The sequence below is a fragment of the Pseudomonas sp. XP2 genome (assembly GCF_053557975.1).
The window spans coordinates 1-12729 of record NZ_JBNRIK010000026.1; the positions used below are offsets into that span (position 1 = coordinate 1).

Consider the following 12729-nt stretch of genomic DNA (forward strand, 5'->3'; position numbering starts at 1 on the left):
GCGGCTCGGCCGTTTCCCCGAACCCTTGTAGTGCGACCAGCGCCTGGTCGCGCAGTTCGGTTGCGTAGGCCTTGGCCGCTTCCAGGCCCAGCAGGGCCGGGTAGGTCGGTTTGTCACGTGCTATGTCGGCACCCTGGCGTTTGCCCAGGGTGGCGGTGTCGCTTTCCACATCGAGGATGTCGTCCTGCACCTGGAATGCCAGGCCAATGGCCTGTGCATACACCTGCAAGGCATCCAGCTGCGCCTGTTCGGCACGGGCACTGGCCAGGGCGCCGAGGCGTACGCTGGCCTCGATCAGTGCGCCGGTCTTGTGCCGGTGCATGAACTCCAGTGCCTGCTGGTCCAGCTTCAGGCCTACCGAACCGAGGTCGATGGCCTGGCCGCCGACCATGCCTGCCGGGCCGGCGGCCTTGGCCAGGGCCTGGACCATGGTCAGGCGTACGCTGTCGGCCTGCGGGCTGAGGCCCGGGTCGAGCAGGGCACTGAACGCCAGGCTCTGCAAACCGTCGCCCGCCAGGATGGCGCAGGCTTCGTCGAACGCTTTGTGGGTAGTGGGTTGGCCGCGACGCAGGTCGTCATCGTCCATGGCTGGCAGGTCGTCATGCACCAGCGAGTAGGCGTGGATCAGTTCGACCGCGCAGGCCGCGCCGTTGGCCTGTTCGGCCGGGGCGCCCAAGGCTTCGCAGGCCGCGTAGGCCAGCAGCGGGCGTACGCGCTTGCCGCCGTTCATCACGCTGTAGCGCATGGCGGCGTAAAGGCGTTCCAGCTCTTTGGACGGGGCAACGAACAGCCGTTCGAGGGCAGCGTCGACCCGCGCCTGGCAGCTGGCCTGGTAGGTGCCGATCATGCTTCCGGCTCCGCGTCGAAGGGCTGCGCGGCCAGTTCGCCGTCGCGTTCCAGCAGGATCTGCACCTTCTGTTCGGCCTGGGCCAGTGCACCCTGGCAATCACGGGTCAGGGCGATGCCTTGCTCGAAGGCGGCCAGCGACTCTTCCAGCGACAACTCGCCGTTCTCCAGGCGCTCGACCAGTGCTTGCAGGTCTGCGAGGGATTGCTCGAAATCGAGGGAGGCTTTTTTGCGGGCCATGGCGACTTTCTCGGTGGCATTCAGAACGGCGCGACACTAGCAGAGCGGGGCGGGGGGAGCAAACTTCCCGGGCAATGCGGTTGGATTTGCCGGCCTCTTCGCGGGTAAACCTCCACAGGTATTACACCGGTTCTGAACCCGGCGCGGACCCTGTGGGAGCGGGCAAACCCGCGAATAGCCTCAAGGCGGCCTATCAGGCCGGCTCTGCTTCCCGTTCCAGCATCGCCTCGCGGTACCGCGCCAGCTCCTCGATGGTCAGCACCGGCAAGTTGTACTGCCGCGCATAAACCGCCACCTGCTCGCCACGCGCCATGCTGCCATCGGGGTTCATCAGCTCGCACAGCACCGCCGCCGGGCGCAGGCCGGCCAGGCGCGCCAGGTCCACCGAGCCTTCGGTGTGCCCACGGCGGGTCAGCACCCCGCCATTGCGGGCGCGCAGCGGGAACACATGCCCCGGGCTGACGATATGGCGCTGTTCGGCGCTGGAGCGCAGTGCCGCGCCAATGGTGGTGATGCGGTCCTGGGCAGAAACCCCGGTGGTGATGCCTTCTGCCGCCTCGATGGTAACGGTGAAGCCGGTGCCGTGGCGGGCCTGGTTGTTCTGCACCATTGGCGCCAGTTGCAGTGCGTCGACGGTGGCTTCGTCCAGGCACAGGCAGACGATGCCGCTGCAGTCGCGAATCATCATGGCCATGGTCTGCAGCGTAATGTTTTCGGCAGCGGCAATGATGTCCGCTTCGTCCTCGCGGTCGTCATCGTCGAGCAACAATACAGGGCGCCCGGCCTGGAAGGCGGCGATGGCGGCGGAAACATTGGGGAACTTCGAGTGGTGCTGGGTGGACATGAAACGCTCCTCGTGAGTGATCGATGAACGTCTCGGGGCGAACAAAATGCGCGCGCAGGGGCGCCCGGATGGCCCCTGCCTGACGCCTTCTTTCATCCGGACTATGACCGTCGGCTCTGGAGTTGCACCAGATCTGCTGACCCCCGGCATGGCCGGGGCGCTCGCGGGCTCATCTTTCGATTTACCGCCGGTGGGGACTTGCACCCCGCCCTGAAGACCCGCCAAGCATACAGCACTGTGACGCCTGGCTGGCAACCCGGTGCACCTCGACTTTTGGCGCATGCATGTAGCCATTTACCACATCGTGCCAGTTTCCAGCCCATAGAGTGCAGGCTCTGCCTTACCTCACCCAGGAGCACCCATGACCACACTCTACCCCTACACTGCCGCCGATCTTGACAAGGTATTTGCTTCGCTTGAGCCGCTCTGGTTCGATAAAAAACGCTACGCCTCGGGCCTGGACAGCAACCCCAACCCCAGCATCTTGATCGTGGCCGGGGCCCAAGGCTCCGGCAAGACTTACCTGCTGGACAACCACTTGCTGCCAAGCGGGCGCTATGATGACTTTGTGCGACTGTACTTGCCCTCGTTTCGCGAACTGCATCCGCATTACGCGGCCATGCAGGAAAAGGGCGTGCTGCATGTCTACGAACACACCGAGCCATTCATCTGGGCCTTGTGTGAAAAGGTTTTCAACCATGCCTTTGATAATCGATACAACATCATCATGGAATGCGCGCTCGATGATCTTCGTTTCGCCGATTTCCCCGCGCAAGCCGTAGAGGCTGGTTATCGATTCGAAGTGCACCTGATTGCGTGCCAAAAGGAGTTCAGCCATTGGGCGACCCTCGACCGGGGCATCAAAAGCATCGGCGCAAACGAGCCCGAGCGGTTCATGCCACTGTCGGTGATTGAGGGTTCGCAAGCCAATGCCCGGGCTATCCTGGACGCCTTCGAAAATGCCTGCATAAAAGTGCAAGACTCTGAAATCACGTTGTATCAACGCGGAATCGAGACGGGGATGGACAGCCAGGTGCTATGCTCCAGCCGCTGCGAAGCCGTTGATAACCTGACGCCTCAGCCAGATTTCAAGGGGAAGCCGTTCTTTACCGCTGCGCAGTTGAACCCGTCATTCGAAATTCGCCGAACCCCTGCGGCCAACGCGCCATGTTCCTATCCGCAATATTCCCAGGTTGTGCATACCGGCATGCTTGAGGAGGACACGCGACAGCAGATGGTCCGCTTGTGTTGCAAGACGCTCGATCGGGCACAGACGGAAATGCCGCGCGTGCCCGCAGACGTGTTCCACCAGTTGAGTATGTATGTGCTCAAGTACATCTACCCTTGAGCGGGGCCTAATGCGTCATCTGCTCCAAGACCAGGCGCAGTGAGGCTGGCAGCATGGCGCCATGCCCCAGTCCATTGAACCGTTCAAAGTGCACCTCCATCCCTGGCACTTCGGCCAGGGATGCCGCCAGCTCCCGCGCCGGCCGTTCCACATCGCCTTTCATCGGCCCCCGAGGGCTCGACGGCTCTTCACCGCCGCGCATCAGCAGCAACTGTCGTCGCTTGTTACCCAATCGCTGCTGTAGCCCCTGCGCCTCGCGAACGATCGCGCCGTCATGCCACCACAATGAAGGGCTGGCCGCCGCGTAATCACTGAAGGCTTCAGGCCGAGTGAACAGCGCATGCAACACTGCCAGCCCCCCATATGAATGCCCCCATAGCGTCTGGCGCTGCAGGTTGATAGGTGCCACCTTGGCCACCATCGGCCGCATGTGGCGGGTCAACAGATCGAAAAACACATCCACGCCACCGCTGGGCTGGCCGGTCAGCGGATCGCGCTGTTCTGTCAGCCCAGCAATCGCCGGGGTGTAGTCGTAGGTGCGGCTGGCCCGCTCGATGCGCTGCTCGGATTGGTACCCCACCGCCACCAACAGCGGCGCCTGGCCCTTGGCGAGCTTATTCAGCAGGTCGCTGTCCAAGGCGCCCAGGGCGGCATTGCCGTCGAGCATCCACAGCACCGGGTAGCCTGCGGCAGGTGCCGGGCGGTTCGGCGTGCCGATCCACAAACGGTAATGACGCTGGCCATCGGCCGAGTCAAGGTCGAGCTGGCTGAAGCGGTAGGCCAGGTCCTGACGTTGCAGCAGCGAGGTGTCCATCTTCTGGTTTCGCTCGGGCTGCGCCAGGGCCACGGGGGTTGCAAGGGCCAGTGCCAAACCCAGCGTCAGGATCATCTTGCTCATCAGGCTTCTCGTCAGGGCGTTGCGAGGACCGCAAGGCTGGAACGCCAAGATGATAATCAGTCCTGATTGAGCGTAAAGCGCATTAACTTTCTAAACAGTCCCGTGCCATCGGCAACGTCATGTGAAGGCACAGGCCAGGGTGGCCATTGCGGGCCCACAAGCGGCCACCCTGCAGTTCGATGGCGCGGCGAGCGATGGCCAGGCCAAGGCCGAACCCGGCGCCGCTGTCGGCCAGGCGCTGGTAGGGCTTGAAGATACGTTCAAGGTCGGCGTCAGGTACGCCGGGGCCCTGGTCGCTCAGGCGCAAGTGCCAGCAATCACCCTCACGCCAGCCATCCAGGCATACCCGGCCTTGGGCTGGCGAGTGGCGAATGGCATTGCGCATCAGGTTTTCAAGGGCTTGAGCCAGGCTGTCCAGATGGGCGTGCACCACACACTCGGTACCGAGCGAACACGACAGGCGCGCACGGTCCCAGCCACTTTCGAAGCAGACGTCCTGGCACAGTGCTTCCCATACCGAAGCTATCAATACCGGCTCGGTTGGCAAGCTGGGTTGTTCGGTATCCATCCAGGCCAGGTCCAGCGTGTCCTCCAGCAGTTTCTGCATGTCGTTGACTTCGCGGTCCAGGCGCTCGCGCAACTGCGGCGGCGGCAAGTCGCTGTCGTGGGCGATGCGCAACCGCGCCAGGGGCGTGCGCAATTCGTGAGACAGTGTGCGCAACAGCAGGCGCTGTTGCTCAAGGCTCTGGCGCAGGCGCCCGGCCATATGCTCAAAGGCCTGTGCCAGTTCACCCAGCTCGTCGCGGCGTTCCAGCAGGGGCAAGGCGGGGTGGTCAAGGTCGTCGGCACGCAGGGCGTCGGCGCGGTCGCGCAGGCGGTTCAGCGGTACTACCAGATGCCGATACAACGCCAGCCCCAGCAGCAGGGCGAGCAGTGCTGGGGCAACGCCGTGGGTGATCGCATGGGTCCATGGCGTCAGGCCGGTGGGCAACATACGTTCGGGCAGTTGCAGCACCAAGCGGCCGTGCTCGGGGTGTTGCGGGAATTCAATGCTGACGTAGGGCAGTTCATCCTGCAGGCGCCGGCTCATTGGCCAGTCCAGTTTGCGCATGAAGGTCAGGTGGCTGGCTTCCTTGGCGCTCAGCGGCGTGGTGCCGAGGCTTTGCAGGTGCGGCCCGATCACCGCCACCCACGTATCCTCGGCCTGCTCCAGTTGCCTGCGCCAGGCCTCGGCGCCGATTGCGCCGCCTTGGTTCCAGGCGTCTTCAGCTTGTTGCGCATAGCGCGCCAGGTAATCCTGGTCGGCCCGGGACAGAAAATAGGTGCTGCGTTCCACGGACAGGCCCCAGGTCCAGATCAGCCAGGTCAGCAGCAGGCAGAAGCTGACCTGCAGTACGGCCAGTTTCCACAGCAACGGGTGGCGCCGCATCAGGGCTGTTCCGTGTCGACCAGGATGTACCCCTGCCCGCGCACGGCCTGGATCTGCAGGTGCTGGGCACTGATATCGGCCAGTTTGCGGCGCAGGTTGCACACATGTACATCCAGGCCCCGATCCAGGCGGGTATAGGCCCGATGCAGCACGGTCTGGTACAGGAACGGTTTGCTCAAGGCTTCATTGGGGTGCGCCCGCAGCGTGACCAGCAAGCGGAATTCGGAAGCGGTGAGGCCAGCGGCGTTGCCGTTGTGGATAACGTCCTGGCGGTCGTGGTCCAGCAGCACTTCGCCGACATCGGTACGCAGCACCATGCCGCGATCGAATGCCACGCGCCGCAGCAAGGCATCCACCCGTGCGTCCAGCTCCGCCAGGCTGAAGGGCTTGGGCAGGTAGTCGTCGGCACCACGGGTAAAGCCACTGATGCGGTCCTGCTCGGCCCCCAGCGCCGACATCAGCATGACCGGCACCGCCTGTTGTCGGCGCAGCTCACCGAGCAGGCTGAGGCCATCGATACCCGGCAGCATGATGTCCAGCAACACCAGGTCGAACGAAGATTGCCGGATTGCGTCCAGGGCCTGCGTGCCCGTGGTGCAGGCGTGCACCCGAAAACCGCGTTTGAGGAAATGGCATTCCAGGTCCTGACGCAGGCTTGCGTCGTCTTCAGCGAGGAGAAGTGAGGTGGGCACGGCGAGCCTTGAATGAGAACCTGTATCAGTTACGAATCATCCCATTGCCAGCAGGAGAGGGCAACGCCTGGGTGTGTTAAGAAGGTTAATCCTGCTGCGCCCCCGTTTACCCTCCGGTATCGTTCGCAAAAAGCAACTTGTTTCGTTTGCGAATTAATATCATTTTGGCGAAGGGTGTGTCATGAACGGTTTCAAAAGTGTGGGGGGCTCGCCATGGGCTCGGGGCTGGCTTGTACTGGGTTTGCTGGCGCCGTTTTCGCTGTCGGCACTGGCGGAAACGGTAGCGACCCAGGCAGCAGCCGAGGATAGCTCGCTCGACCTGCCGGCACTCACCATTGAAGGCAACCGCCTTTATGACATGCTGCCCTCCGAAGCGACCGGTGGCTACAGCGTCGATGCAGCGACCGTGGGCACCAAGACGCCAGCAGCGCTGAAGGACATCCCCCAGTCGATCACCGTGTACACCCAGGACTACGTCAAAGACCGCCAGTTCGTGCACCTGGATGACCTGGCCAAGTACACCGCCGGCCTGCGTACCTTGACCAACGACAGTGGCCGGTCGTCGATATACGCCCGCGGCTACGAGTACAGCGAGTTCAACATTGACGGCCTGCCGGCACCAATGGCCAGCATCTTTGGTACCGTGCCATCGCTGGCGGCGTTCGACCGTGTCGAAATCATGCGCGGCCCGGCCGGGCTGTTCAGCAGCACCAGTGAACTGGGTGGCATCGTCAACATGGTGCGCAAGCGCCCGACCGCCGAATTCCAGGGCCACGTCGAAGGCAGCTATGGCACGTGGGACACCAACCACGAAGAAATCGATCTGAGTGGGCCGCTGGATGACGCTGGCCGCGTGCGCGGGCGTTTCATCGCGTCCCGTGATGACACCAATGGTGAGGTCGACTACAACGCCAACACCAGCAACAGCTACTACGGTGCGCTGGATGTCGACCTTGACGACGCCACCACGCTATCGTTTGGCCTGATGCACGAAGTGAAAAACATCACGCCGCACAATGGCTACCCAGCAACGTTGTCCGGCGAGGTGCCCGACTTCAGCCATTCCCGTTTCCTGGGGGCTGACTGGAACTACTTCGATGGCAAGACCACCGACCTGGTGGCCGAGCTGACCCACCGCTTCGACAACGGCGGCTATGGCCGTGTCGCGGCGCGCGGCTCGCACCGTGACACCCACTACCTTTATGCCTTCACCGCGACCAATGCCAACACTGGTGCCAACTCCGAGCGCGCCAGCGCCCGCGACTTTACCCAGGACACCTACTCGCTGGACGCCAGCTACAGCCAGCCGTTCGAAACCCTCGGCCAGGTCAGCGAGTTTGTGGTCGGCACCGACTACAAGAACTACGACACCGAGTACCTCAACGGCACCACCAACCTGGGCGCCATCAACGTCAACACCTACTCGCCCAAGCAGTTCGCCAAACCGTCGCCCAACTACAGCACCGAGACCGGCATGCAGGAAGAGGAATACGGCCTGTATTCCAAGGTTACCTTCCGCCCGATCGAGCGCCTGGCGCTGATTGCCGGTGGCCGCTTCAGCTGGTACCGCGGTGATTTCTACACCACTACCCTGAGCAGCGGTGCTTCCACCAACGACAGCAAACGTGTAGATGGCCACTTCACCCCGTATGGCGGCCTGGTCTACGACCTGACCGAGAACCATGCGCTGTACGCCAGTTACTCGCAGGTGTTCAAGCCGCAATCAGACACCGACAGCAACGGCCGGGTGTTGAAGCCACGTGAAGGCGAGCAGTACGAGCTCGGTCTCAAGAGCAGCTATTTTGGCGGCGACCTGAATACCCGTTTCTCGGTATTCCGGCTGACTGACAAGAACCGCGCCACCACCGAATATGACGAGGATGGTGTAGACACCAATTTCTCGATTGCCTCCGGCAAGACCCGCGTCAAAGGCGCGGAAGTGGAAGTGAGCGGCAAGCTGACGCCAAACTGGGAGTTGCTGGCCGGCTACACCTGGATGGAAACCGAAACCCTCAAGGGTGATGCCGAAACCACGTTCTTCATCATGCCGCGCAACCAGGCTTCGCTGTGGAGCAAGTACACCATCAGCCAAGGCCCGCTAACCGGCCTGGCCATTGGCGGCGGTGTATCGGCAATGAGCAGTTTCTACTCCGAGAATGGTGGCGTGCGTATCGATGCACCCGGCTATGCCACGGTGGACGCGATGCTGTCGTACCCGGTTACCTCGAAGCTGACGGCCACTTTCAACGTCAACAACCTGTTTGACCGGGACTACCTGTCGCGGGTGGGATCGACGTCGACGTTCAACTTCTATGGGCCCTCGCGCAGCATGATGGTTGGGGCGCGATACGATTTCTGATCGGCGTGTTTCGCCACGTCTGCGGTCCCTGTTGGAGCGGCCTTGTGCCGCGATGGGGCCAGCAAATGATGAGAAATTGTTGCTACACCACGTGTGCAATTTGTGAAGGCGCACTAGAGTGAACCCCAAGCGGAGCGCTTGCTGCGTAAGCAGAAGGTCTGCAAGGACGCTGGAACGTTGTTGAGATGGACGGCTGGTATTGAGGAGTAAGCCCCATGTAGACAATTCAATCGTTGGCGTCCTGGTATCCCTGTGAGGGGAATATGATTGAAGACCCTTATATTCTGTTTACCCGCATTCCTGTTGTAGTAAATGAGCAAGGTGATTTATTTACGGACCCGTTGTGGGTCAAAGATATAGAACTTCATTTGAGCTACATAGAGAATTTCGGAATGTGCTGCCCTGTTGAGAGAGGCCGTGATGTTGACGGGCTGCAGAGCATCGCTCATCTGGATATAAAATGGCTTTATGAGTTGCGCAAGGATCAGGGGTTCAGGTCGGTATTAAAGAACTTTATTCCGAACTTCCTAACTGTCATCAACGCCTGCAAGAAGGCCCAAATTGTTCATTCTGACGGGGCGGGCTGGGCGTTCCCTTTATCTTTCTACGTGTTGCCGCTCAAGCCGTTCTTCCGCTTTCAGTGGGTGGTTGTCATAGAATCTTCTTTCTGGATGCTGGCCCAAGGACAGCCGCGAACCCTCAGAGCAATCATCGAACACCATGTGCACACCCTTTTGCTGAAGCGCTGCGTAAAGCTGGCAAATGCCAGAATATTTACCCAGTCTTTTTACAAGGAATATTTCCTTGGGCGTGATAACAGCCGCACGTTGATCAACCCTGCCAGCTGGCTCGACAAAAAATTCATGGCAAGCCCCGAGGCAGTCAGAAAACGGTTCGAAGGCAGGCGCAACCGTACACTCAACGTGCTTTACCCCTCACGGCTTGTTCTTGATAAAGGTGTTCTGGTAGTCCTTGAAGCCATTAAGCAACTGCAAGTCGAGCACGTTGATCTCACCGTCACCATCATGGGTGAGGGTGATTTGAAAGCGCACTGTTTACGCGTTGCAGCTGAAAACCGTGGCAGCGTCGAGGTGCGGTTCCAGAGCGCCGTTGATTATGGCAGAGACTTTTTCAGCATCATTGCCCAGCATGACTGGCTTTTGGTGCCGACCTTGAAGCAGGAACAGCCCCGTATCATTTTTGACGCGTTCAGCCAGGGCGTTCCCGTCATCGGTTCTGACACAGCCGGGGTACTGGACATCACGAGCAAGCAAAACGCGCTGACGTTTGAAACCGGGAACCCGTCCAGCCTCGCAGCCTGTATTCGTCATGCTGCCCGGCATCCCGAACTGGCGTTGGAAATGGGGCTTGCGGGGCTGGAGTATGCGACCGGGAAAACACACTTGCAGATGCACCAGGTGCGCGAGGCATTCCTGAAGAGCAGTTTGACGCCCTCTGCAAGGCCGCGCGCCTGACATGGCCAATGATGGGCTATTCGTTCGGGCATTAAAAAGCCGGCTTGTGGCCGGCTTCTCGGGGACGCTTCCGACTAATTTATGGTAAGCCGCAATCGCCTTAACTGTGTGGCCATCAAGGGCCTGAAAGAGATGGCAGATGCCCGTGTGGGATATCGCCGAGCCCTCTGGACCGCGGCTTGCGCCGGTCGGGGCTTAATGTGCGGCGTAGCATACAAGGGCACGCGCAAGATGCCCAGCAAAAAATGGCACAGGTTGTTTCAGCCAGGCCGCTGCTGGCGGAAATGCGACCAGTGGAATACCCACCCGATAATCTCCAGGCCCTGCGCCTGGCGCTGGGCAGGGGTGTAGCGTTCGACGGCGTAATTGCGCCGGTCATGGCTGCGCAGGTACAGGGTGCCCTGTGGGCTGAGGCTGAGGTTGTTTACCCTCAGCGCGCCGTTATGCAGCAGCGCGTAGGTTTCGCCCTCAATGACCCGCGTCATGCCCAGGTCGACTGCCAAAGTGGCCCCCAGCGGCACCTGCGGAACCATGTTGTTTGCCGTCATGGCCAGGCAGATGGCGTTATCGGCGTGCACTCCCAATCTTTTCAGCGCTTTTGCGGGTAGGCGCAGGTGTTTGCTGGGCACCGGCGAAAGCAGGCCATTTTGCAGTTCGAAAAAGGGCACTTTTACCTGCCGGGCACGGTGTGCCGACAGTGGGCTGGGCGGGTTGGCCGGCGCCTGGCGTGGCGGGCAGTTGCGCTGGACCGGGTTTGGGTGTTTTGGCCCTTCGCCCGTGCGCAGCCAACGCCGATGCACACAGAACAGATCGGCCAGTTCGTCCAGGCGGGCCAGGGGCACGCCGCGTTTGAACCAGTTGTTGACGTGCTGCGGTGTGACGCTGCGCTGGGCGGCGAAAGCGGAAGCGGACAGGCCACATTCGTGGAGAAGGGCTTTAAGGCGGTCGCCGGAAGTGTTCATGGGGCGAGTGTAATGACGGGGCCCCCGCAAGGAAATGAACCAGTTGTTGACGAGGCTTGTAAGAAAAGTGCCTCGTTGTAGGGCGTTGGTGTAGGACTGCGTAGGACATTTTACCGATGAAGGCTTGTCGCCGATTCAGGCATAAAAAAACCCGCCGAAGCGGGTTTTTTTACAATCGGTATCAGCCCTTGTAGGCAGCGACCGATTTGGTAATCGCGGCACGGGCGGCGTCAGCGCCATCCCAGCCTTCGATCTTGACCCACTTGCCCTTCTCGAGATCTTTGTAGTTGGCAAAGAAGTGCTCGATCTGCTGAATCAGCAGGGCTGGCAGGTCAGTGTATTCCTTCACGTCGACGTACAGCTGCGACAGCTTGTCGTGAGGCACAGCGATGACCTTGGCGTCACCGCCGCCGTCGTCGGTCATGTTCAGCACGCCAACCGGACGAGCGCGGATAACCGAGCCTGGCGCTACCGGGTAAGGGGTAACCACCAGCACGTCCAGCGGATCACCGTCGTCAGCCAGGGTGTTCGGGATGAAACCGTAGTTGGCTGGGTAGAACATCGGGGTGGCCATGAAACGGTCGACGAACAGGGTGTCGCTGTCCTTGTCGATCTCGTATTTGATCGGCGCGTGGTTGGCCGGGATTTCGATGGCGACGTAGATGTCGTTCGGCAGGTCTTTGCCCGCCGGAATCTTGCTGTAGCTCATTGGGCAGTGCCCCCGTGTTTGACCAAAAAAGTGGCGGCGATTATAGGCACATTCTGCCGGGGCATGCCACGCCTGGCCTGATGTGCGGCCCCGTCAGGCGTGGCTTTCGCCGTATGCGGGGTGTTCGGCCTGCAGCCGGTGCAGCCGCGCCAGCGGGTCTTGCCGGTAGAACTGCGACAACTGGCGGTAGACCAGTGGATAAGCCTGATGCAGCAGGTCGGGGGCACTAAAGAAGTATTCGCTGGTGACGGCAAAGAATTCCGCCGGGTTTTCCGCGGCATACGGGTCGATAGCGGTTTCGGCGTCGGGGTTGTTGTCCAGCTGGCGGTTGAGGTCGTCGTAGGCCTGCTGCATGGCCGTTGCCCATTCATCCACCGGCATGCCGCTGTGTAGCGGGGGCAGGCCGTTGGCATCGCCATTGAGCATGTCGAGCTTGTGCGCCAGCTCATGGATGACCAGGTTGTAGGCCTCCCAGCCACCACTGGCCAGCACGCCGTTCCAGGCCAGAATGATCGGCCCCTGTTGCCAGGCTTCGCCGCTGTGCTCGCCGTCCCACACATGCTCCACGCCACTGGCATCGCGGTGGCGCTGGGGGCTCTTGAAGTCGTCGGGGTACAGGATGATTTCGTGGAAGCCCTGGTACCAGTTCAGCTCACCCAGGTGCAGCAGCGGCAACTGTGCCTGGGCGGCCAGCAACAGGCGCTGCTCGTCGTCGGGTTCGACACCTGGCAAGCAGGTGAGGTGCTTGTCGAGCAGGAACAGGATGCAGGCTTCACGCAGCCAGTGGTCTTCCTCGTCGCTGATGCCGTCCAGTATGGGCAGGCGCTCGCGCACGGCCTGCCACTGTTCGGGCTCGATGGGGTAGCGCGCCAGCGCGCGCTTGCGCCGCCAGGCGCTGAACGACCACATGCCTGCTGTTCGCTAAAA

At 61.3% G+C, this 12729-nt stretch carries 12 protein-coding genes and 1 riboswitch; of the genes, 3 read left to right on the top strand and 9 right to left on the bottom strand.

The features are described from left to right. The 3 genes from ACK1VC_RS22785 to ribB form a co-directional block, all read right to left on the bottom strand. Positions 1-847 (bottom strand): polyprenyl synthetase family protein (locus ACK1VC_RS22785; RefSeq protein ID WP_449118051.1); only part of this gene is annotated, 847 nt, incomplete at its 3' end. Next, a complete protein-coding gene (locus ACK1VC_RS22790) occupies positions 844-1086 on the bottom strand; it encodes an exodeoxyribonuclease VII small subunit (protein WP_003255380.1) in 243 nt (80 codons plus the stop codon). The genes ACK1VC_RS22785 and ACK1VC_RS22790, both read right to left, overlap by 4 nt. Positions 1087-1279: 193 nt before the next feature. Then, positions 1280-1930: a 3,4-dihydroxy-2-butanone-4-phosphate synthase gene (ribB, locus tag ACK1VC_RS22795; RefSeq protein WP_016484707.1), complete on the bottom strand. Its 651-nt coding sequence runs from the start codon at positions 1928-1930 to the stop codon at positions 1280-1282. A gap of 80 nt (positions 1931-2010) precedes the next feature. Beyond that, a riboswitch (FMN riboswitch) is annotated at positions 2011-2152 on the bottom strand. A gap of 139 nt (positions 2153-2291) precedes the next feature. On the opposite strand from ribB, the gene ACK1VC_RS22800 reads away from it, so the two are divergent. Continuing rightward, positions 2292-3278, top strand: a complete 987-nt coding sequence (locus tag ACK1VC_RS22800; protein ID WP_016484708.1) for a zeta toxin family protein — start codon at positions 2292-2294, stop codon at positions 3276-3278. A 7-nt stretch (positions 3279-3285) separates the two neighbouring features. Here the strand turns inward: ACK1VC_RS22800 and ACK1VC_RS22805 are convergent, their stop codons facing one another. The 3 genes from ACK1VC_RS22805 to ACK1VC_RS22815 all read right to left on the bottom strand — a co-directional run bounded on the left by ACK1VC_RS22805 (position 3286) and on the right by ACK1VC_RS22815 (position 6297). Continuing rightward, positions 3286-4176 carry an alpha/beta hydrolase gene (locus ACK1VC_RS22805; protein WP_016484709.1) on the bottom strand — a complete coding sequence of 297 codons (891 nt, stop codon included), beginning with the start codon at positions 4174-4176 and terminating at the stop codon, positions 3286-3288. Between the two features lie 82 nt (positions 4177-4258). Beyond that, complete coding sequence (locus ACK1VC_RS22810) at positions 4259-5605, bottom strand: HAMP domain-containing sensor histidine kinase (protein ID WP_191087227.1); 1347 nt, start codon at positions 5603-5605, stop codon at positions 4259-4261. Further along, positions 5605-6297: a response regulator transcription factor gene (locus ACK1VC_RS22815; RefSeq protein WP_060519257.1), complete on the bottom strand. Its 693-nt coding sequence runs from the start codon at positions 6295-6297 to the stop codon at positions 5605-5607. Before ACK1VC_RS22815 ends, ACK1VC_RS22810 begins: the two co-directional genes overlap by 1 nt. 181 nt (positions 6298-6478) lie before the next feature. Here ACK1VC_RS22815 and ACK1VC_RS22820 point away from each other — a divergent pair, with 181 nt between their 5' ends. Both ACK1VC_RS22820 and ACK1VC_RS22825 read left to right on the top strand, forming a co-directional pair. Continuing rightward, the gene (locus ACK1VC_RS22820) at positions 6479-8656 is read left to right on the top strand and encodes a TonB-dependent siderophore receptor (protein WP_191087228.1); all 2178 of its coding nucleotides are present in this window, start codon (positions 6479-6481) and stop codon (positions 8654-8656) included. Positions 8657-8919: 263 nt separating this feature from the next. Continuing rightward, complete coding sequence (locus ACK1VC_RS22825; protein WP_016484713.1) at positions 8920-10131, top strand: glycosyltransferase family 4 protein; 1212 nt, start codon at positions 8920-8922, stop codon at positions 10129-10131. Between the two features lie 260 nt (positions 10132-10391). On the opposite strand, the gene ACK1VC_RS22830 is transcribed toward ACK1VC_RS22825, so the two are convergent. The 3 genes from ACK1VC_RS22830 to ACK1VC_RS22840 all read right to left on the bottom strand — a co-directional run bounded on the left by ACK1VC_RS22830 (position 10392) and on the right by ACK1VC_RS22840 (position 12711). Continuing rightward, positions 10392-11093 (bottom strand): LexA family transcriptional regulator, encoded by a 702-nt coding sequence (locus tag ACK1VC_RS22830; RefSeq protein WP_016484714.1) that lies wholly within the window; start codon positions 11091-11093, stop codon positions 10392-10394. A gap of 181 nt (positions 11094-11274) precedes the next feature. Further along, positions 11275-11802: an inorganic diphosphatase gene (ppa, locus tag ACK1VC_RS22835; RefSeq protein ID WP_016484715.1), complete on the bottom strand. Its 528-nt coding sequence runs from the start codon at positions 11800-11802 to the stop codon at positions 11275-11277. Between the two features lie 93 nt (positions 11803-11895). Continuing rightward, entirely contained in the window at positions 11896-12711 is an 816-nt protein-coding gene (locus ACK1VC_RS22840) for a M90 family metallopeptidase (RefSeq protein ID WP_016484716.1), read from the bottom strand. Positions 12712-12729: the final 18 nt, after the last annotated feature.